Origin of the sequence: Paraburkholderia phytofirmans OLGA172 (assembly GCF_001634365.1) — a bacterium.
Taxonomy (GTDB): Bacteria; Pseudomonadota; Gammaproteobacteria; order Burkholderiales; family Burkholderiaceae; genus Paraburkholderia.
Map to the genome: position 1 here is coordinate 1642145 of NZ_CP014579.1, position 20705 is coordinate 1662849.

A 20705-nucleotide genomic window follows, 5' to 3' on the forward strand; every position below is an offset into this window, starting at 1 on the left:
GTCAGGCTCTCTCAAGGGTAATCGGGCCGGCTGGCGGTCGTGCTGCATGTTGCGGCTGATTGCCGCTTACGCCATAGCCAAACCTACACCATACACTCTCAAAACACGCCCGGAATCACCCGGAACCGCACCTTGGCCCTGTAAGCCCGATACAGCTCGTCATCGGACAGGAGCCGCTCCTCCCGCGCAATGCGCCCAACCTGCAACGCAAACTGGCATCCGTAGACAATCACGTTCTGAATCCCGAAGTTCGCCAGCAAAAAGCCGATGTCCGCCAGGAAATACCCCAAGTACATAGGGTGGCGCACGAACCGGTAAGCCCCGCGAGAAACGACCCCGCGATTGGCGGGCAAAATACCAAAGGACCTGCGCAGCGACACCTTCGCGAACAGTTGCCAGACAATCCCCAGCAGTTGCAACGATGCGCCGGCCAGCTCCGGAATGAGCTGGACCCCGGGCGAAAGCCGCACGGCGAGAAAATAGAAGGTCCCACCCACCGAGCAGATGAAAGCAAAAGCCGTCCAGTCACGTTTGATGGGCACCCGCGCAAAGAGCGACAGGCCCAAGGTCACGAACGCGCTTACCACGAGCAGCAACAAGGTGACGCGTGTTGGCGCGGCGAGCCATTGCTTGACGGCCGCATAAGTAAAGATGCTCAACATGAGCGCCGCGGCGACGCGTGCGAGGATTTCGATCGACGCCTCGCGCATGCCGCCAGCCGGCAACAGGCCATCGCCACCATCGACGCCAGGCGCCGCGCCCGCCAGTTCGCCGATCGCGGCATCCGGGAGGCAGTCTTCACTATCGAATTCCCGCGAGGGTGTGGTCTTTGTCATGGCATACTCATTTCGATATGCGAATTATTTTTCAAGCCCGCTGCATGAAGACTTCTGGTCCGTCAGTGTCGCAGCGTAGCAGCCACACCAGCCGGATGTCCATATCATGCCACGCGCGCCCGGATTCAATTCTGGCGCGAGTCTCGGCGGTCGGATTGGATCAGTGCCCCGGCTTCAGTTGCGGCGGCACGTTCGGCTGCGTAGCAAACAGGCGGCCGAGCATCCCTTTGCGGGGCTCGGCGACGGCCGGCCACAACATATCGGCGAGCAGGCAGATGCCTCGCGCCAGCGCGCTGTCGTGTGCGGAAGTGATGAGCGGCACGCCGCGGTTGAGCGCCTCGTTGACCCGCGTTTCGTCACGCGGCAGCTGGTGCGCGACCTTCGCACCGAGGGTCTGTTCGAGCGTCGGCAGGTTGATGCACGCGTTCTTGTCGTATTGATTCACCACGACCCGCACCTTGCTGGGCGGATAACCCAGTTCCTTGAAAATATCGAGCATCCGGCGGCCGCCGTGAAGGTAAAGCAGGTTTTGCCGCACCACCATGCAGATTGCATCGCTGTGATCGAGTGCGTGGATCGTCAGCGGATTGAGGCTCTGGCCGATGTCGATCAGCACCGCGTCGTACCGCTCGCGCACCAGCGTGAGAATTTGCTTCAGTTGCTCGGGCCGCAGTTCGGCTGCCTTGAGCGGGTCGCCGGCCCCCGCCAGCACGTCGAGGTTCGCGTGGACGTGCATCACGCAGGCGTCCAGCAACGCGGCGTCGAGGTCGTCGATCCGCGAGCACAGATCGGCGAGCGTCGCCGGCGGCGGCTTGTGGACCATGAGCAGGCTGGCGTCGGCGAATTGCTGGCTGAGATCGATCAGCAGCACGCGCCTGTCGCGCAGCACGGCCAGCGACCAGGCGAGATTCACGGCGATCAGCGTCGTGCCGCTGCCGCCCTTGCACGATGCCAGCGAGACGACCCGCCCGGCATGTCGCCCGCCCGCGCCTTTTTTTGCGGCGATATGCGCGAGCGCGGTGGCGATCTCGCACGCATCCAGCGGCCATGAAAGCACATGCCGCACGCCGACGCGCATCGCCGCGGTCAGTAAGGCGGCGGATGGCGCCGGCGTGACCAGCATGCAATGCAAGGCAGGCGAGCAGGCCAGCGCCTCCTCGACGCCGCCCAGTTCGCGCGCACTCAGATCGACGTCGTCGACGATCAGCAGATCGGCGCTCCTGATTGCGCGGGCGTGCAGGTGCAGTTGCCGCGCCGTGCCGTAAGCAGTGCGCAGGCGAAACACCACGCCGCTTTCTTCGAGGCGCGCGACGATATGCGGCGCGCGCTTGGCACTGGACGAAATCAGGAAGATGTCAATCATGTCGGGTCTCCGCCGGACTGAAGCCTTCCCGTAGGTAAGGCCGCGTCAATCACAGTCGACATTCAGACGTAGTGGTCGGGATCGGACGGGTAAATGTCCGCAGCCCGATCGTGGCCTCGTTCGCGCAAAACCGGGATCTCATAGATCGCCTCGCGCAGCACGTCGCGCTGAATCTCGGCCTGAGCCTTACGTTTCATCGCCTCGGCAATCACCAGGTTGAGCAGATCGGCCGACGGCGCAGCGAATAATGGTCGCTGCGGCGCAAAGAGACGCCGATATGAGGGACCGGCGCCGAGCGCCATGGTGTGGTGGTCCAGCCGCAATGCGGCCGGCTTGCTGATCGCTTTCATGACAACCCCCGAATGATGTGCCATTTCAAGGCCGTATCCATTTCAACGCCGTATCCAGGTCAGCCGTGCCCGCGCTAATGCGCGGGCACGGCGCCCGGTCCACCTCGTAGCACGCGCCCCTCTGTGGAGACTCAGGCCATTTCTCCCCGCTTCTTCGCGCCGGCCAGTCCTTACCGTACGCTGCCCCGTCCCTGTTCTGTGCGTCGCACGCTCGCGAATTGCTCGAGCGCGGTGCCTGTCGTCATTGCTATCCATTTCGGCCATTCACTTCGACCGTGAACTTCGAGTCCGTCCAATTTGACGGAAAAAGTGGCGAGGTCAGTGCTTCACGTCGTCCGGTGACGAATGACCGATACTTCGTATCGGTCATTCACCCCGTTTTTTTGACATCCATTTTTCAGTGGCCCCGCCGCACCCTCGTAAGACACCTTGGCTTCCCCGGCCGCGCTTACGAAGACCGTGTTTGCCGCCGGGTTCCGGCTGCTGCTTCCCCGTGCCTCAGGAACCAGGCGGCAACGCATTCGTTTGTGAGGTTCCTTATGCAATGGCTGTGCCAGGCACCTTCAATCGCTTACTGCACGGTGATTTTTGCTGCGACGCACCTCGCCGCACGCTGCCTCACGTCACGCTTGATTCGGATTCGATACGCAGTGGGTTTAGCCTTTATGCATTGCGGAGGAATCTACCCGTTTGCACGATGGGTCGCGCGCGTGATCGGACCCCGTCCGGCCGCGCTTTGCAACGTGGCCCGGTCAAATGTGCCGATGCTTCGGGTCACGAAGCAGCGCTCGCAGCCGTTGCCCAATGTGTCGCAAGCTTGAGACACAGTGATTCGACGGTGCGGTATGCGTGGCACGATTGCCGCCATACAGTTTGCAACGCTGTGTGGTATTGCTCGCATATTTGGGATTGACCCGCTATTTTTGAACGGCAAGCTGACGCGCCGCAGCGAGAAAAACGTTTCTGAATCCAGATTTGTTTGTATGGCGCTCGAAAGCGCTTTCGCTTATCGTTAAGCCATGCGCCGCGTAGAGCGCCTGTGTCAGGCCACCGAGGAAAAAGAACGGCTGTTGTGATCCGGGGGTGAAATAGCCAGGCAGTCTCAGCGTTGAACGTTATTCTGCCAGCCATCCGATGTGTAACGCATCGCGGCGCACATCGCCGCTCCATGCCCCCGCCATTGCCGCCACCGTGAATTTGTCATTGCCGGTCTGTCCAATTCGTCGAAAAGCAGTTCCGAGAGCAGCAACGATCCGGGGGTTACATGAATACGACTTGCACGCCTGTCGACGCCGAACGCACGGTTCTGTACGTATCGAACTCGCCCGATCAGGATCTCGCCAGCTTCCTGGCCGCATCGGGCTGGCAAGCGGTGCACGCCAAAAGCACGGCGATCGCCGAGCGCATGATCGAGCGCGGCAATATCAAGGTCGGCCTCGTCGAATTGCCTGGTGACTGCACGTCCCAGCATTTGTCCGCGCTGGCCTCCTGCATGCGGCGTGTCGAAACCAATTGGGTCGCGCAGATCGCGCCGGGCCAGTCGGGAAACGAACTGGTCAGCCGCTTCATCCTCGATTATTGCTTCGATTTCGTTACCCGGCCCTGGCTGAACGAGCGGCTGGTATTCGCGCTCGGCCACGCGCACGGGCTGTCGAGCCTGCGGCACGCGCCAGCCGCACCGGAGCCCTCGCTCGGCCGGCACGGCATGGTTGGGCAATGCGAGGCAATGCAGCAGTTGTACCGGCGCATCGACAAATGCGGCGTGACCGAAGCGCCGGTGTTCGTCGCCGGCGAATCGGGCACCGGCAAGGAGCTGACCGCCCGTGCGATTCACGAGCGCTCGCCGCGCGCCGGCCGGGCGTTCGTCGCGATCAATTGCGCGGCGATTCCGCCGAGCCTGCTGCAAGCCGAATTGTTCGGCCACGAGCGCGGCGCCTTTACGGGCGCGTTGCAACGTAAGATCGGCCGGATCGAAAGCGCTCACGAGGGCACCCTGTTTCTGGATGAGATCGGCGACATGCCGCACGAGTGCCAGGCGGTGCTGCTGCGCTTCCTGCAGGAAGGCACCATTGAACGGTTGGGCGGCAATGGGCCGATCAACGTCGACGTACGGGTGATTTCAGCGACCCACGTCGATCTGGACAAAGCCGTCGAAGATGGCCGCTTCCGCTCCGACCTGTATCACCGCCTGTGTGTGCTGCGGCTCATCGAGCCGCCATTGCGCGAGCGCGGCGGCGACATCAAGCTGCTCGCCAACTATGCGCTCAGCATGTACCGACAAGACGGCGCGCGCAAACTGCGCGGACTGTCGAGCGACGCGATCGTCGCCATGTCGAATTATTCGTGGCCCGGTAATGTGCGCGAGCTGATCAACTGCGTGCGCCGTGCCGTGGTGATGAGCGAGGGGCGCTTTATCACGGCGAGCGACCTCGGCTTGCCGGAAGCCGATAACGGACCGGCCGTGACGCTGGCGGAGATCCGCAGCAAGGCCGAAAAGGACGCCATCGAGCATGCGTTGCAGCGGCACGGCTATAAATTGTCCGAGGCCGCGGCCGAACTCGGCGTTTCACGCGCTACGCTATATCGCCTGATGCATGCGAACCGGCTGCATCAGGAACCGGCGACCGGGCATGCGTCGAATGCCAATGGCGGCACGGATGCTGACGAGGAATCGGAGCGGCAGGCGCCGTCGCTGGCTTGATCTCACAGGCCGCCTGAGCGGGCAGACTGCCGCCAGGATTGCCGCGCCGGTTGCTGCGGTCCAGCGCGCCGGATGTCGCAAGCGCCTATCGGATCACCCGTAGCGTTGCTATGCTGAAAGCCGCTCATCCATCCAGGAGGGGACTTGGCCGATCAGCACACGCCGGCGCCTGTGCGCCGCCCCTCCTCCGTCCTCCCCGCCCAGGCGAGCCCGTGCGACGCGCTCGCCATCCGCGCTCAGCCGCTTAGCTTCGATCACCCGTGCCGGCGCAAAAAGCTCGCGCTTGCCGCGACCATCCTCGGCTCGAGCATGGCTTTCATCGACGGCTCCGTGGTCAACGTCGCGCTGCCGTCGATCCAGACCGAACTGGGCGCGAGCGTCGCGGCGATCCAGTGGGTGGTCAATGCGTATCTGCTGTTTCTCGGTGCGCTGGTGCTGGTGGGCGGCTCGCTCGGCGACAAGCTCGGCCGGCGCACCGTGTTTATTGCGGGAATCGCCTTGTTCACGCTGGCTTCGATCGGCTGCGGCGTAGCGCCCAGCGCCGGCGCCCTGATTGCCGCGCGCGCCGTGCAAGGCATCGGCGCGGCGCTGCTGGTGCCGAGCAGTCTCGCCATCATCGGCGCGGTGTTCAACGACAAGGAGCGTGGCCAGGCGATCGGCACCTGGGCCGGCGTCGGCGCGATCACGTCGGCGCTCGGGCCGGTGGCAGGCGGCTGGCTCGTCGATGCGTTTTCGTGGCGGTTGATTTTCTTTCTGAACGTACCGATTGCGTGCGCAACCATCGCATTGGCGGTCATCGCCGTGCCGGATAGCCGGCAGGAAGACGATCTCTCCGGCCCGCACCCTGCGCTCAAGGCGCATACGCTGCCCAGCCTCGACTGGCCCGGCGCCGTCACCGCGGCCACAGGGCTCGCCGCGTTGACTTACGGCCTGACCCTCGCCGCGGCACGCGGCTTCGGCGACCGCGGGGTGCTGGCATTGATCCTCGGCGGCCTGCTCGTGCTGACCGGCTTCGTCGCGCTCGAAGCAAAGACCCGCAATCCGATGATGCCGCTCGACGTGTTCCGTTCGCGCGACTTCGTCGGCGCGAACCTCGTTACGCTGCTGCTCTACTTTGGGCTGGGCGGTGCACTCTTCTTCCTGCCGTTCACGCTGATCCGCGCGTACGGCTACAGCGCGACCGAGGCAGGCGCCGCGCTGCTTCCGGTGCCGGTCACGATCGGCCTGTTGTCGCGTTTTACCGGCGGCCTGACAAGCCGTTACGGCGCGCGGGCCCTGCTGGGCATCGGGCCGGTGGTCGCGGCGATCGGTTTTGCGATGCTCGCGCTACCCTGGGTACGCGGTGAATATTGGCGCGGCTTCTTTCCTGCGCTTGCCGTGCTCGGGCTAGGAATGACGATTACCGTCGCACCGTTGACGACGACCGTGATGACATCCGTATCCGCCGCGCGCACGGGCGTCGCCTCGGGCATCAATAACGCCGTCGCCAGGGTGGCGAGTCTGCTGGCGATTGCGGTGCTCGGGATCGTGTTCGTGTGGTCGCACGACGCGGCGCTCGACGCGCGGCTCGATACGTTGGATATCCCTCAAGCGGCACGTCAGGCGGCGCACCTGGCCCAAGCCGGCATGGATGCAGCCGCCCCGCCATCCGGCGCCGCGCCAGGCGCTTCGCGTGCCGAAGTGACCCGGGCCCAAGCGGAGGCATTGGGTGCGGCGCTGCGGGCGGTGACGCTGGTGTCGGCCCTTTGTGCGCTGGCCGGCGCGGCGCTGGCGGCTTTGACGATCCGCTCGCACCGCGAGCCGTAAAGCGGGTCGCCCTGTCTCACCCACAGTTCGGAAAACAGTGAAACGTCGCGAACAACCGGCCGCCATACTGTTATTCAGGCACCTCAGACCACCACGGCCCAATCGGGAGCTTCCCCATGACGATTACCTGCTTTATCCGTTATCAGATCGACCCATTCCAACGCGATGCCTTCAACGATTACGCTCGCAACTGGGGCCGCATCATTCCCCGCTGCGGCGGTCATCTGATCGGCTACTTTCTGCCCCACGAAGGGACCAACGACGTCGCGTGGGGCTTGATTGCGTTCGACAGCCTCGCCGCCTATGAAGCCTATCGGGCACGGCTGCGCGGCGACGCCGAAGCGCGGGAAAATTTCCAGCTCGCGCAGACGAAACGCTTCATTCTGCGCGAGGAGCGCACCTTCACCGAGGTGGTCGAAGGCACGCTTGGGGTGGCGGCGACGGGCGCGGTGGACGCGACGGAATAGGCGTCGACAGGGGCACCGTCTAACAGGCAGGCTTTTTGCTTTTGGACATTACAATTCGAACCGGCTGGCCGAACCCGCGCGCGGCCACCGAAAGCGGCTACGGATGGAACTTGTACGGTCCAACCGGTGTCGGTTCAGGGTCACGCCGCCGAACCGATCCACGTATCCCGGCACCACCGTCAGTATCTGGTACCCCGCTTTACACCCTATGCGCAAAATACTTCACGCCTGGTTTCTCGTTTTTCTCATCCTGAGCGCCTCGCCGGTCTTTGCCGCCGTGGCGCAACCCGCCGCCGCGGCATCCGGCGCCGCGCTCACCCTGACCCCCGAACAGGCCCGCCAGGCTCTTGGCGTCCTCAATGACCCCGTCCGCCGCGCGCAAGTCAGCGACACGCTCCGGGCAATCGCCGCAGCGGGCGCACTCAGCGCCCAGCCTGCCTCGGCGGTTGCGGTGGTTGCGGCGGCTTCTGCTCCCGCCGCGGCCAGCAGCGCCGCCGCGCTCGTTCCAGCCACGTTCCAGTCCAATGGGCTCGCCTCACAGCTGGCGCGTCAGGGCGCGCATTGGGCCGCGCATCTCGGCAAGTCTTTGCGCGGTTCGGTCGCCGCGCTGCTCGACGTAACGTCGGTGCGTGCCTGGTGGCATTGGCAATCGACCAGCCCGCAAGCGCTTAGCGTGCTGGGTCATGTCGTATGGTCGCTGCTGGCGGCGTTGCTGCCCGCGCTCGGGCTCGAATGGCTCGCGCGCCGCTTATTGCGCCGCGCGTATGCGGCGCTTGCCGCGCGTCGCGAACGTGGCGATGACGACGTTGCGCCGCAAGCCGACCTGCCCGGCGCGTCCACAACAACGCCCACGCCTGCCGCCAGCCAGGCCACCGAAGCCAAAGGCAAGCAGAAGGCCGTGCATCATTTGACGCTCCTGCAGCGTCTGCCGCGCGCGCTGCTGACGGTGGTGCTGCGCCTGTTGCCGCTGGCGGTGTTCGTCGCCGCGGCGAGCGCGCTGATGTCGATCTTCACCGACGACGGCACGCCGCAAGACCGGGCGCTCGCTTCGCTGATCGACATCTACGTGCTGTGCCGCCTGATCGTGATAGGCAGCGGCTTCTTCCTGCAGCCTTCCGCGCCGCGCCTGCGTCTGTTGCGCATGAGCGATGCGTGGGCCGTTTTCGTGCAGCGCTGGATCGTGCGGATCGTCGCCGTGGTCGGCGCAGGGTCGGCGATCGCGGAGATCGCGCAGTCGCTCGGCCTGAACGACGCGGCGCATCTCGCGCTGCTGAAGGTGGTCGCGCTCGCCGGCCACATCATGATCTCGATCCTGATCCTGCATTGCGCGAAGCCGGTCGGCGAATTGATCCGCAAGCGCTTTGCCGCGAGCAAATCGCTGGCAATGTTCGGCAATGCGCTCGCCGATGCCTGGGCATGGTTCGCGGTGTTCGTGGTGATGGCACTATGGTTCATCTGGGCGCTCGACGTGCAGAACGGCTATCGCACCCTGCTGCATCTCGGCGGCATTACGCTGGCGATCCTGGTGGGCGCGCGGGTCATCGCGATCGTGATTTTCGGCGCCATGGCACGGCTGTTCAATGTACAGGGCGACGCGGAAAAGTCGCTCGTGCAACAGCATGCCTACCGCTATTACCCACTGCTGCTGCGGGTCGTCTCGTGGATCATCTGCATCGTCACCGCGCTCGTGCTGCTGCAGGTATGGGGCGTCGACGTGGGCGAGCTGTTCCAGGCCGGGTCGATCGGCCATCGGCTGGCTTCGGCGCTGGTCACGATCGGCGTCGCTGCCGCGATCGCGCTGGTGGTATGGGAAGCCGCCAACGTGGCGATCGAACAGCGGCTGGACCGCTGGACCACGAGCGGCGACCTGGTGCGCGCCGCGCGTCTGCGTACCCTCCTGCCGATGTTGCGCAGCGTGCTCTTCTGCGTGATCGCGCTGGTGGTGGTGCTCACCGGCCTGAGCGAACTCGGCGTGAACATCGGGCCGCTGCTGGCGGGCGCGAGTATCTTCGGCGTGGCGCTCGGCTTCGGCTCGCAAAAGCTGGTGCAGGATTTCATCACCGGCATGTTCCTGTTGATGGAAAACGCCATGCAGGTCGGCGACTGGGTCACGCTCGCGGGCGTGTCCGGTACGGTGGAATATCTGTCGATCCGCACCGTGCGCCTGCGCGGCGGCGACGGGTCGCTCTATACGGTGCCGTTCAGTTCGGTCTCGACGGTGAACAACACGAATCGCGGACTCGGCAATGCCGCAGTAAAGGTGAATATCGTGTTCGGCGAGGATGTCGATCTGGCGATCGACACGCTGAAGGAAATCGGCGCCGCGCTGTGCGAGGATGAGAAGTTCAAGGACGGCATCCTGTCCGACTTCAGCTTCTGGGGCGTGGATGGAGTGGATGGCTCGGCGGTGACGCTGGCCGGCCAGATCCAATGCCGCGATAGCGCGCGCTGGGGGGTGCAGCGCGAATTCAACCGGCGCATTCTCGACCAGTTCAGCGCGCGCGGCATCGAAATCGCAAACCCGCAACGGCATTTGCTGACCTGGGATCCAGAGAGCGTAGCGGCCAAAATCGAATCGAACGGCGCAGCGAATGACGCCCCCACGGCCCCAGCGAAGGACGAACCGCCTTCAACGCCGCCTGCCGACGCTTCGCTGAAGGCGGCTGCCGGGAAGGCCGACGCGCCGGTTGAAGATCAACTGCCCGTCGACCCTAAGCCGGCCGGCGGCCCGGGAACGCCAGCAAATCCTGGTTCGACTTCTCCGCATGAGTGAAGTACAGGCCGTGCTGATTGCCCTACTCCACCTGCCACCAGCGCGGCAACAACCGGCGCACTTCCGGCCGCCGGTAGCGGTCGTCGATCAGATGCACCACACCTTGATCCTGCTCCGTGCGAATGACCCGGCCCGCGGCCTGCACGACCTTCTGCAAGCCGGGATACAGATACGTGTAGTCGTAGCCGCTGCCGAACTTCGCGTCCATCGTGCGGCGCATCTGCTCGTTGACGTCGTTCATCTGCGGCAGGCCGAGCGTGGCGATGAAGGCGCCGATCAGCTGCTGGCCGACCAGATCGACGCCCTCAGAGAACGCGCCGCCTAACACCGCGAAGCCCACGCCCTGATCCATGGTGCGAAAGCGCGCGAGGAACGCGTCGCGCGCCGCCTCGTCCATGCCCGGTTCCTGCGCCCACACCGGCAGCGCCGGATGACGCTCGCGCATCAACGCCACCACCCGCTGCAGATACTCGAAACTGCTCAGGAATCCGAGATAGTTGCCCGGCTGCGCCGCGTACTGCTTCGCGATCAGCTCGACGATCGGCACGAGCGAACGTTCGCGGTCACGCCAGCGCGTCGATACATGGCCCGCCACATGCACCTGCAACTGCTCGGCGCGGAACGGCCCTTCGACGTCGAGCCAGTTCGTCTGCTCAGGCAGACCGAGCGTGTCGCGATAGAAATGATGCGGATTGAGCGTGCCGGAAAACATCACCGTGGTGCGCGCGGCAGCGTAGCGCCCCGCGAGGAACGGTGCCGGGATCACGTTGCGCACGCATAGCGTGGCGCTCGTTTTATCGCGCGGCGCGTAGCGATCCGTGGTGAGCGTAATGTCGAAAATCGAATGCTCGCCGAACTGTTCCGCCAGCGCGACGAAATGCATCGCGTCGAAGAAAAACCGCAGCGATGCTTCGTCGATTGAAAGCGGTGCGTCGGCCAGTTGATCCGTCACCGCGCCGATCAGATTCTGGGCGGCAGAAAGCAGTTTTCCGGGTACGTCGGCATAGACCTGATACGTGTCGGTCTGCGCGCGCTTGACGGCGTTCCACTCGCGCTGCAGCCGTTCAAGCGGCTTCTTCAACGTCGCAGGTGCGGTTTTGCGGGCGAGCCGGAACGCCGCCTGGTCGAGCGACGCGCTGTACATGCGCCGGGCCCGCTCGAGCAGGTTGTGCGCCTCGTCGACCAGCACGCCGACACGCCACTGATTGATCTGCGTGAGCGCGTACAGCATCGCGCTGCTGTCGAAGTAGTAGTTGTAATCGCCGACCACCACGTCGGACCAGCGCGCCAGCTCCTGTGCGAGATAGTACGGGCAGACATCGTGCTCGAGCGCCGCTTCGCGCACCGACGCCCGGTCGAGCCGCGGCCCGGCCAACGCCGTGCTGCGAGCTGCATCGAGCCGGTCGTAGAAGCCGCGCGCAAGCGGACAGGACTCGCCGTTGCAGGCCTTGTCGGGATGCTCGCAGGCCTTGTCGCGCGCGACCAGTTCCAGCGTTCTGAGCGGCAACCGGGCAAGCGGCGGCGCGGCGCTTCGATGGAGCGTTTCGATCGCATCGAGGGCAAGCGCGCGGCCCGGCGTCTTCGCAGTGAGGAAGAACACACGGTCGATCTGGTCCGCCGCACACGCCTTGAGCAGCGGAAAAATCGTCGCCAGCGTCTTGCCGATGCCGGTCGGCGCCTGCGCCATCAACGGCTTGCCGTCGCGCGCCGCGCGATACACCGACACCGCCAGTTCGCGCTGCCCGCTGCGGAACTCGCCATGCGGAAACTGCAAGGCGCCGAGCGCGGCATTGCGCGCGGCGCGATGGGCCGCTTCCTGCACGGCCCAATCGAGAAAGCGCTCGCATTGCTCGACGAAGAAAATCTCCAGCTCACGCGCGGTGTGCGTTTCAGTCAGCGACGTTTCCTTCTGACTGCCGATATCGAAGTAGACCAGCGCGACCGTCAATTCGGCGAGCCCGCGGGCGCGGCACAGCAGATGGCCGTACACCAGCGCCTGCGCCCAATGCAGCGTGCGATGATTGGCCGGCATCCGTTCGAGCGCGCCACGATGGGTCTTGACCTCTTCCAGCCGGTTCGACGCCGGGTCGTAACCGTCGGCGCGGCCACGCACGGTCAAACCGCGGTGCATGCCGGTCAGCGTGATCTCGGTTTCGTAGCCGCTCGCGCGCCGCCCGGCGACCGTCACGTGGCCGGCCATGCCTTCCAGCGAAGTGGGCGCGGGCGTGAAGCGCAGATCCAGATCGCCGCGCCTCGCGGTGAATTCGCACATCGCCCGCACGGCGACCACGTAAGTCATGTGGTGATCTCCGCCGCCATGTCGGACACGGCGACGTCTTCATCGGCCCATTGCACGTCGAGCACGCGCACCGGCACGCCGTGCTGCGCGCAGTATGCGAGCCAGCGGATCTGGTTGTCCTGCAAGCGGTCGCCGGGACCCTTGACTTCGATCAACTCATAACGGCGCTCGGCCGGCCAGAAGCGAATCAGGTCCGGCAGGCCCGAGCGGTTGCCGCGGATGTCGTGCAGCAGACGCTCGAACCAGAGTTTCAGATGTGCGGCGGGCAGGCAATCGAGCGCCAACGCGACCAGTTCCGGCGTCAGCAAGCCCCAGAATACGAACGGCGATTGCAGACCCGCCTTGCTGTGCAGATGCCGCAGAATCGTCTCGCGATAGGCACTGCTGTCGAGTTGCGCCAGACACGCGGCAAATTGCTGCGCGCGGCGCGCATGAAAATCCGGCGCATGCAGGTCGGCCGGCCCGCGCTGGAACGGATGGAAAAACGCGCCAGGCAGCGCCGCGAACACCGGCTCCCAGCACAGCAAGCCGAACAGCGAGTTGATCAGCGCGTTTTCGACGTAATGAACCGGCGCCGACTCGCTAGTTAGATGATCGCGGGCGACGTATTCGACCGGCTGCGGCGCCTCAGGCCGCGGCAGCACCAGTGTGCTGCGCTCGACCGGCCGTGCGGCAGGCACACGCGCCACCCGCTCGCCGCGCTTGCGCTGCAAACGCGGCAGCATGCGCGCGACACGCTGCATTTCCTCTTCGCTTTCAGGCCTGGCAGCGGCTTGCGAAGCGAGGGCGAAGGCTTCGTCGAATCGTTCGCTGCGCTCCAGCACGCGCAAGCGCCGATGGCGCGCGCCGGGCCACGCGCAACGCTCATAGACGGCAAGTGCAGCGGGCCAGTTCTGTTGACGCTCGCAATGCTGGCCGATACGAAACAGCAGTTTCGCGCGACGCGTTTCGAGCCAGGGGTTGGAGGTTTCGATCGCTGCGATCGCGGCGAGGAGTTCGTCGATCGCTTCGGCTTCGGCTTCGGCGTCAGCGTCACCCGTGGGCAGCCATTCGAGTGCTTCGCGGCACGCATGCAGCGCAAGGTATACGTCCACGTCCACGCGTTGCTGGAATGCGCGCGACGACGCAGCGAATGCAACCTTCTCGTACTGGATCACCCCGAGATCGGCCAGCACGAACTCCGACCAGTCCTGCTGCAGGTTGCCGAAGAACATCAGGCGCAGACGCTCGCAAAGCGGCGCGATGGCGACGTGGAAGACGCGGTCGGTGGTCTGGCTGTGCCATGTGGACAACGGATGTGCAGTGGCGCTTCGGTCCTCGCCTTCGCTCTTGCCTTCACCGTCACCTTCACCTTCACGTTCGTAAAACGGCCGCAGCGTTTCCAGCAGACCGGGTTTGCGCAAGCCCTTCGCGCCGGGAATCAACGCGATGACGTCCGCAAAGATCAGCAGCAACTCGGGACGGGTGGTGAGCGCGAACAGATCGTCGAGCGTCAGGCCCGGTTCGATGTCGACCCAGCCGAGTTCGGCCAGAGGCGCAACCGCCTGCAAGGGGCAACCGATCTCGTCATAAGAAAGACGGCTGGCACGGAACAGCGTGCCCTTGCGCATCAGCATGCGAACCAGCAGCGCACGCGACGGCTGCGGCAAAGCGGCGAAATCGCGCAGGAAGCCATGTTCGTGCGCGTCCAGCAGATCGTCGTAGCGCTCGGCGAGCCAGGCCAGCGCACGTTCGAAGTTCAGCAGGTAATAAGGGACATCAGAGCGGATGTCCGACGAAGCATCTGTCACCACGGGGTTTTCACGAAACCTGTATGTTTATACAGTGATCATATCAAAATCCGAGGGAGGGACAGCTGACAAACGCCTGGTCGGTAGTGGCGTGAGACCCGGCGTTTGTCAAAGTGTCGCCAGAAGCTTCAACGCCGTCGACTTGAATACCGCGAAGGCCTCTCCGAAGGTCGGCCTCGTCGCCCCATAGACGAGCGGCAGCAGCACTTGCTCATACTCACGTTTCGTCTGCGCTTCTGTTTCCGCAGCCGCCAGGGCCGCTGCCATGGATTGCTTCGGATCTTCGACAAACGCCGTGTGATGGTGGAACTCTCCGCGATCGTATTCGACGCAATCCTTGAAGTGAGCCGCCGCTCGATCGACGAATGCCGCGTTCGAGCCGACGATGCAGTAGGTGTCGTAAATGTGGCGCACCAATGCTTGATCCCACTTTTCCCGCACACCCGCCCGGTGTTCCGCATGGCGGCGCAAAAATGACAGAACCTTTTCCGCGAGCGTCTCTTCGACAGCGACGCACGGCATGCGGACCGGCGCCCCTGCTCGACTTGCCAAACGGTCGATCAGATACCCAATGGGCTTTTGCGCAACGGTAAAGCTCGGCGTGCGCACCGTAAATTCAAGGCTTAAATGAGGTCGCAAACTGGTGTGAGCCGTATAGCGCGTTTTATAACTCCAACCGGACGCGAAGTAACGGTTCGCGTTGAGAGCCAGTTTTTCCCTTTCGATGATGTGGAAGCCCAACGCTTTCATCGTATCGATTGCGGCGCTTTTCAGCTTGCCAAGATGGGTCTTCATGCCGCTTTGCGTAAGCCCGTGATCCGCACTCAGCACCACCTTAAGATCGACGTCCTCGGACATCCGCTCGATCAAGCCATGCGCTTTGGACAGGCTCGTGCCGCCGCAAAACACGAGTTGAATGTGCTGATGCTGAAGTTTCGCCAACGCGTGCAAGGCGTCAGTGACATGGATATCTTTCTCGAGGATAAAGGCGGAGAGGTTTCCGGCCAGCCCCTCCGCCGTAATCGAATCAATAAGCTCTTTCTGTTCTTCCGAGATTATTTTCATATTGAACCGTTTTCTTGCCGAAACCCAATTTCCGCACAATGCGGCGATTGCCGGTATTGATCACGGTTCCGGCCGGCAATTGAGTCGTTTCGCCAGCGTTGTATAGCTCGACTTGCCTGCTCGGGTAGACCTTGACGCCCATCCTGGTCAGAGCTTCCTCGGCCAGGACTTCGACTGGCTGGACAGGAATCGGCGCGCCTGACAAAACGCTGCGTTTGGCTTTTGCATATACGCCGACGCCGAGCTTAACAATGACCCCACTCTCGAGTAGCTTACGAAGCGCCCGTCCGACCTGGGCTTCACTGCCAAGGCGAGCGAGCTCGGTCCGCAGGAACACGTCGGACGCCCGCTTGGCAATTGCTATCTTCAGCCGGTCTTCGAGGACCATAACAAACTCCGCTCATCAAGTTCGCCTAGAATGCCTCATAACCCAATGATTTTAATAAAAAAACATAAACCAACATCGATCACCGAGTTAGTATAGCACGCACTTGGAAGAGAGCAGGCATTGCTTCCCGGAGCCCAGGTATGGTTCGGCCACCCACACCGCCGTCAACGACCCCTTGCGCGCCGCGAATCAGCGCCCCTTCGATAGCCGCAGTGGCCGAGGGGCCGGTGACCCGCGCCGCTCAGCGAGCATCGCGGAAGTCGTCGCGACGGTATACGTCCTGCAAGCCGTCGAGCAATTGCGCCGGATCGAGCAGCACCACCAGCGTCGCCGGCGCCACCGACGCCGCATCGCCGAAGCGTTCACGGATCAGCGCAAGCGACTTGCCGCTGCTTACGAAAGCTAACCCGCGCCTGCCGCATAGAAGCTCGTCAGATCCCGCTTGAGTGCATGCAACGCGGCATCGTCGAGATAAATCATGTGGCCGGTCGGGTAGTAGGTGATGCGCACGTTGGCGCGCAGCGGCGCATCGACACCCAGATGCGCGAGCGCGTACTCGGTCGCATAGAACGGCGTGGCAAGGTCGAAGTAGCCGTTCAGCGACATGACGCGCAGTTGCGGATTCTGCCGCATCGCTTCGGCAAGATCGCCCGCCGCATACGGCACGGACACGTGTTCCCCCCACCACTCGGTGTGTTTCCAGTCCCACTGCGTCAACGCATCGTCGTTGAAGACACGATAAGTGTCGGCTGGCGTGAAGTGCAGGTCCTGCGCAAGATGCTGATGAAACGCGGCGTCGAATACGCTCGATACGCTGCTCACCGATGCATCGAAATCGGGACGCTCGGTCACGCCGTCATAGTCGATTCCTTCGAAACGTGCGTCGAAACGGCCGATGCTGCGCGACTGATCGCGCAGCAATTGACTGCGAAAGCGCGACGGATAGAGACGCAAGCGGCTTCGCTTCACGTAATCGACGTCGAGCCCGGTGAACTGTGCGACGCGCGCGGCAATCTCGTCGCGCTGCGCGTCAGGCAACGCATCGCCCTGGGCGAGCGCTTGCGCATACGGCCCACGTGCGAATGCGCGGGCCTCGTCGAGAAAAGCGGGCAGATTGGCCGGCTTCGGAACGATCTTGTCGTGATACCACGCGATGGCCGCGAAGCTCGGCAAGTAGCTTTCGCTCTGGAAGTCCGACCCAGGCGAAAACGCTGAGGAATTGAGCACCGACGACATCAGGATCACGCCATTGATCGCGATATTGTTTTGCCCCAGTTGATACGCGAGCATCGCGGCGCGCGCGGTGCCGTACGATTCGCCAAGCAGATACTTCGGCGAATTCCAGCGCTGGTTCACCGTCAGATAGCGATCGATGAATTGCGAAAACGCGTCGAGGTCTTTATCGACGCCCCAGAAGTCCTTGCCCGTGCCACGCCCGACGACCCTCGACAAGCCCGCGCCCACGGCATCGATAAAGACCAGATCGGTGGTGTCGAGCAGGCTATCGGGGTTGTCGTCCAGCACATACGGCGCGGGCGGCGTGCTCGCGGGACTCGCCGTGCGCACCCGCTTCGGCCCGATCGAGCCGATCATCAGGAACACGGTGCCCACACCCGGTCCGCCATTGAAGAGGAACGTGACGGGGCGCGTGGAAGGATTTTTCGCGGCGACGGTGTAGGCGACATAGAAAACGCTCGCATTGGCCTGGCCGGTTTTGTCACGCAGCAGCAGGTTGCCGGCGGTCGCCGTGTAGTCAAGCTTGCGGCCGTCGAGCCGGATCGAATGCTGGGTCACCGCGGCGCTTTCCGGCGGCACGGGAATCGCCGTGGTCTCGGGTTTGACGCTGTGCGGCGGGTTATCTTGCGATTCGTTCTGGCTGGCGGCGGCAACCCGTGGCGGACGGACGGCACGCGCCGGATTGGTGCGCGGCTCCTTGATGGGCTGGCCGTTCGCATCGACGGCCTGGCCGGCAGCCTCTGCCTGAGCGCCAGGCACGCTCACCGGGCTGGCCGGCGACGTGGCGGTTTCCGTGCTGGCCGGTGCAGCGGATGAGTCGTCCAGTTCGGCCGCCGCGCACATCTGACTGAACGCGGCGACGGTGGCGAGGACCAGCGCCATCGCCACCAGAGCCGCCGCTATGGATCCTGCCACCAGCGAGCGGCGCAACGAGAGATAGAAGCGAAGGGCCATGGGGTTTCCGGCTGCGAGTCGATAGGCGCCGATGTTCCGGCTGTCCAGATTAAGACGAACTCGGCGAACAATTCTTGACGCCAGGCATCGAAGCCGTCAATCGAAAACTGGCTCTAACTGCGCAGCGGCAATCCGCCGAAGAACGCGGCAATCCGTTCACACGCATCGATCAGGCTCGCTTCGTCGACCACGAAACCCAGCCGCACGAAACCCTTCGCCGTCTCGCCGAATGGGCTCGCGTCGAGCAGTGACACGACAATCTGCGCCTTGTTCGGCATGGCCGTCAACGCAGCCTGCTGGATGTGACTCACCCCGGTTCGACTTGAGCCGCCGATGTGATGGGGCGCGCCCGCAACGTCCAGATACGAAAAAGGGTCACGCGAGCAGTCAGTCTCGCGTGACCCTTCGATGAATCCCGGCTTTAACGGGAGCGAAGTACGCTTAAAGCTGGCGCCGCAGTTCGGCCGGCGGCACCTTCATCAGATGGCGGTATTTCGCCACCGTGCGCCGTGCCACCAGCACCCCCTGTTCCGCGAGCATCCTGGCGAGCGTCACATCCGACAGAGGGTCGCGCGTGTTCTCCGCGGCGATCATTTCCTTGAGCAGCGCGCGCACGGCCGCCGCCGAACAGGTGCCGCCGCTTTCCGTACCGAGCTCACGCGGGAAGAAGTGCTTGAACTCGAAAATGCCGCGCGGCGTGGCCATATATTTGTTGCCGGTTGCGCGCGAGATGGTGGACTCGTGCAGCCCGAGTTCATCGGCCACGTCGCGCAGCACCATCGGTTTGAGCGCGATTTCACCGTACTGGAAGAAGGCCCTCTGATGCGCGACGATGCATTCGGCCACGCGTTGAATCGTATCGAAGCGCTGCTGCGCATTGCGGATCAGCCAGCGCGCTTCCTGCAATTGCTGCGCGAGCGGCGAGCGGCTTGCACCGGCCGACTGTGCGAACAGCTCGGCATACATGCGGTGAATGCGAGCACGCGGCTGCACTGCCGGATTGATTGTCACCACCCATTTGTTGCGCACCTGACGCACGATCACGTCCGGCACCACGTAGTTGTCGTCGGCGCGGCCGTAGCTGTTGCCTGGCTTCGGGTCGAGCTTGCGCACCAGCGCGCAGGCCACCCGCAGCTCCTCGGCGCTGCAGCCGATCTGCTTTTGCAGTTCAGCCTGTTCGCGGCGCGCGAGGCGTTCAAGATGATGCTCGACGATTTGCCGCGCCACATCGCGGCCCGGCGTGTCGGCGGGCAACGCATTGACCTGCAGAGACAAACACTCGGATAGCGAACGAGCGCCGAGACCGGGACGATCTAGCGACTGCACGAGGCGCAGCGCGACCTGCAATTCTTCTTCGGTCAATTCAGGTTCAAGGTCGACGCTATCCGCAAGCTCGCGGAGCGTCTGGCGCAGATAACCATCGTCGTCGAGCGCCTCGATGATGAAGCGGGCCACCGCGCGGTCGCGCTCGTCGAGTCGATACAGACGCAGCGAGTCGTGCAGCTGCTCGCGCAAGCTTGGTTGGGAACGCGCCCATTCGGCTGGATCGCTACTGTCGGAGTCGCCGTTCTGGCGCATCGAACCACGGCTGCTGTAGTCACCCGAAAAGTCGCCAGGCATGTCATCCTGCCCCGCGTTCTCCGGCGTGTCGCTGCCGCTGGATTCAGCCGGCGACGAGTCAGGTTCGGCCGCGGCGAGTGTGTCCGTGGCGGGCGCCGCGCCGGCATCATCGCCAGGCGTTGTGGTGGCGAGCGCCACGTCTTCCGTGTCTGTCGAGTCGTACTCGAGGAACGGATTGGTGTCGAGCGCGGTGCGCAACTCCTGCTGGAACTCCAGCGACGACAACTGCAACAGCCGCACCGATTGCTGCAGACGCGGCGTGAGAGCGAGCGACTGCCTTGTGCGTAGTTCGATTGACGGCATTGTAGTGAGGTCCCGTTAATAGCTGAGAAATGGTACGTGGCCTCCTCAATAGAGCAACTGTCATACCAGTTCGCCCAATACACTGTTTTTCCTGAGTTTTGCCTTTTCGGGCCCGCCGATTGCGCAATCGGCGAGCGCCATTTTTACAAGAACCCGGCAATTTCCGGCCGTGGGCCTCGCGGCCCGCCGGACGGCGCTCCGACCGTACCCGCCCCGCTATTCCTCAGCTACCGTGACGGCTTTGCCCGGCATCGAGCATCTGTGCGGCGTGCCGGGCACATACCTTGCGGACAAGCACCATGTGGGACGGACGTAGGCCTTTGCACGCGGATGCGGATCGGCAACAAGACCCCATGTTTCATCAACACCTTAAGGAGAAACCATGAAGACCATCCAACTTCTGAAGACCGCAGGCAGCATCGCATGTGTTGCATTCGCGCTGAACGCGACGGCGCAGACGAGCGCTTCGGCCCCGTCGGCGGCATCCGAATCCATCGGCCAGCACGTCGATGACGGCACCATCACCACCAAGGTCAAGGCCGAGCTGCTTGGCGCGAAGAACGTCAAGTCGACTCACATTCATGTGAAGACCCGCAAGGGCGTGGTGTGGCTCACGGGCTCGGTGCCATCGGCCGATGACAAGGCCGCGGCGGGAGAAGTCGTGAAAGGCGTCGATGGCGTCTCGAGCGTGAGGAACCATCTGAAGATCGCAGCGGAGTAAGAGCGGGGGATCCGATAGAAGGGAGCCGGCTTC

At 63.8% G+C, this 20705-nt stretch carries 15 protein-coding genes and 2 pseudogenes; 6 read left to right on the forward strand and 11 right to left on the reverse strand.

Translation table 11 applies throughout. From position 1 onward, the window contains the following. Positions 1 to 98: 98 nt before the first annotated feature. The 3 genes from AYM40_RS27390 to AYM40_RS27400 form a co-directional block, all read right to left on the reverse strand. On the reverse strand, positions 99 to 710 hold the full coding sequence (locus AYM40_RS27390) for a methyltransferase family protein (RefSeq protein WP_082855503.1): 612 nt from the start codon (positions 708 to 710) through the stop codon (positions 99 to 101). Between the two features lie 286 nt (positions 711 to 996). Further along, positions 997 to 2199: an AAA family ATPase gene (locus AYM40_RS27395; RefSeq protein WP_063499263.1), complete on the reverse strand. Its 1203-nt coding sequence runs from the start codon at positions 2197 to 2199 to the stop codon at positions 997 to 999. A gap of 62 nt (positions 2200 to 2261) precedes the next feature. Beyond that, positions 2262 to 2549 carry a hypothetical protein gene (locus AYM40_RS27400; protein WP_063500740.1) on the reverse strand — a complete coding sequence of 96 codons (288 nt, stop codon included), beginning with the start codon at positions 2547 to 2549 and terminating at the stop codon, positions 2262 to 2264. An 845-nt stretch (positions 2550 to 3394) separates the two neighbouring features. Between AYM40_RS27400 and AYM40_RS41550 the strand changes: the two genes are divergently transcribed. From AYM40_RS41550 to AYM40_RS27420, 5 genes are all read left to right on the forward strand, one after another. Next, a complete protein-coding gene (locus AYM40_RS41550; protein WP_158515337.1) occupies positions 3395 to 3565 on the forward strand; it encodes a hypothetical protein in 171 nt (56 codons plus the stop codon). 248 nt (positions 3566 to 3813) lie between these two features. Next, a complete protein-coding gene (locus AYM40_RS27405; RefSeq protein ID WP_063499264.1) occupies positions 3814 to 5250 on the forward strand; it encodes a sigma-54-dependent transcriptional regulator in 1437 nt (478 codons plus the stop codon). Between the two features lie 144 nt (positions 5251 to 5394). Further along, complete coding sequence (locus AYM40_RS27410) at positions 5395 to 7056, forward strand: MFS transporter (RefSeq protein ID WP_063499265.1); 1662 nt, start codon at positions 5395 to 5397, stop codon at positions 7054 to 7056. A gap of 116 nt (positions 7057 to 7172) precedes the next feature. Further along, positions 7173 to 7523 (forward strand): NIPSNAP family protein, encoded by a 351-nt coding sequence (locus AYM40_RS27415; RefSeq protein ID WP_063499266.1) that lies wholly within the window; start codon positions 7173 to 7175, stop codon positions 7521 to 7523. Between the two features lie 208 nt (positions 7524 to 7731). Then, positions 7732 to 10296 (forward strand): mechanosensitive ion channel family protein, encoded by a 2565-nt coding sequence (locus AYM40_RS27420; protein WP_063499267.1) that lies wholly within the window; start codon positions 7732 to 7734, stop codon positions 10294 to 10296. Between the two features lie 22 nt (positions 10297 to 10318). Here AYM40_RS27420 and AYM40_RS27425 read toward each other — a convergent pair whose 3' ends face one another. From AYM40_RS27425 to AYM40_RS27460, 8 genes and pseudogenes are all read right to left on the reverse strand, one after another. Next, positions 10319 to 12595, reverse strand: a complete 2277-nt coding sequence (locus tag AYM40_RS27425) for an ATP-dependent DNA helicase (protein WP_063499268.1) — start codon at positions 12593 to 12595, stop codon at positions 10319 to 10321. Further along, a complete protein-coding gene (locus AYM40_RS27430; RefSeq protein WP_063499269.1) occupies positions 12592 to 14388 on the reverse strand; it encodes a VRR-NUC domain-containing protein in 1797 nt (598 codons plus the stop codon). Before AYM40_RS27430 ends, AYM40_RS27425 begins: the two co-directional genes overlap by 4 nt. 105 nt (positions 14389 to 14493) lie before the next feature. Beyond that, entirely contained in the window at positions 14494 to 15489 is a 996-nt protein-coding gene (locus AYM40_RS27435) for a nucleotidyl transferase AbiEii/AbiGii toxin family protein (protein ID WP_236721103.1), read from the reverse strand. Beyond that, positions 15413 to 15838: a type IV toxin-antitoxin system AbiEi family antitoxin domain-containing protein gene (locus AYM40_RS27440; protein WP_063499271.1), complete on the reverse strand. Its 426-nt coding sequence runs from the start codon at positions 15836 to 15838 to the stop codon at positions 15413 to 15415. Before AYM40_RS27440 ends, AYM40_RS27435 begins: the two co-directional genes overlap by 77 nt. A gap of 79 nt (positions 15839 to 15917) precedes the next feature. Next, a pseudogene (locus AYM40_RS39105) lies at positions 15918 to 16166 on the reverse strand (hypothetical protein); the annotation flags it as partial. Positions 16167 to 16240: 74 nt separating this feature from the next. Beyond that, positions 16241 to 18028, reverse strand: coding sequence for a S10 family serine carboxypeptidase-like protein (locus AYM40_RS27450; protein WP_063499273.1), 1788 nt, complete (start codon positions 18026 to 18028; stop codon positions 16241 to 16243). Positions 18029 to 18141: 113 nt separating this feature from the next. Further along, a pseudogene (locus AYM40_RS27455) lies at positions 18142 to 18282 on the reverse strand (arginine--pyruvate aminotransferase AruH); the annotation flags it as partial. 187 nt (positions 18283 to 18469) lie between these two features. Continuing rightward, complete coding sequence (locus tag AYM40_RS27460) at positions 18470 to 19951, reverse strand: RNA polymerase factor sigma-54 (protein ID WP_063499275.1); 1482 nt, start codon at positions 19949 to 19951, stop codon at positions 18470 to 18472. A gap of 382 nt (positions 19952 to 20333) precedes the next feature. Here AYM40_RS27460 and AYM40_RS27465 point away from each other — a divergent pair, with 382 nt between their 5' ends. Then, a complete protein-coding gene (locus AYM40_RS27465) occupies positions 20334 to 20672 on the forward strand; it encodes a BON domain-containing protein (protein ID WP_063499276.1) in 339 nt (112 codons plus the stop codon). Positions 20673 to 20705 lie beyond the last annotated feature (33 nt).

Excerpts from the sequence above, each read along its gene's own strand:
- AYM40_RS27390 (WP_082855503.1), bottom strand. The coding sequence starts at position 710 with ATGCGCGAGGCGTCGATCGAAATCCTCGCACGCGTCGCCGCGGCGCTC.
- AYM40_RS27395 (WP_063499263.1), bottom strand. The coding sequence starts at position 2,199 with ATGATTGACATCTTCCTGATTTCGTCCAGTGCCAAGCGCGCGCCGCAT.
- AYM40_RS27400 (WP_063500740.1), bottom strand. The coding sequence starts at position 2,549 with ATGAAAGCGATCAGCAAGCCGGCCGCATTGCGGCTGGACCACCACACC.
- AYM40_RS41550 (WP_158515337.1), top strand. The coding sequence starts at position 3,395 with ATGCGTGGCACGATTGCCGCCATACAGTTTGCAACGCTGTGTGGTATT.
- AYM40_RS27405 (WP_063499264.1), top strand. The coding sequence starts at position 3,814 with ATGAATACGACTTGCACGCCTGTCGACGCCGAACGCACGGTTCTGTAC.
- AYM40_RS27415 (WP_063499266.1), top strand. The coding sequence starts at position 7,173 with ATGACGATTACCTGCTTTATCCGTTATCAGATCGACCCATTCCAACGC.
- AYM40_RS27420 (WP_063499267.1), top strand. The coding sequence starts at position 7,732 with ATGCGCAAAATACTTCACGCCTGGTTTCTCGTTTTTCTCATCCTGAGC.
- AYM40_RS27425 (WP_063499268.1), bottom strand. The coding sequence starts at position 12,595 with ATGACTTACGTGGTCGCCGTGCGGGCGATGTGCGAATTCACCGCGAGG.
- AYM40_RS27440 (WP_063499271.1), bottom strand. The coding sequence starts at position 15,838 with ATGGTCCTCGAAGACCGGCTGAAGATAGCAATTGCCAAGCGGGCGTCC.
- AYM40_RS27450 (WP_063499273.1), bottom strand. The coding sequence starts at position 18,028 with ATGGCCCTTCGCTTCTATCTCTCGTTGCGCCGCTCGCTGGTGGCAGGA.
- AYM40_RS27460 (WP_063499275.1), bottom strand. The coding sequence starts at position 19,951 with ATGCCGTCAATCGAACTACGCACAAGGCAGTCGCTCGCTCTCACGCCG.
- AYM40_RS27465 (WP_063499276.1), top strand. The coding sequence starts at position 20,334 with ATGAAGACCATCCAACTTCTGAAGACCGCAGGCAGCATCGCATGTGTT.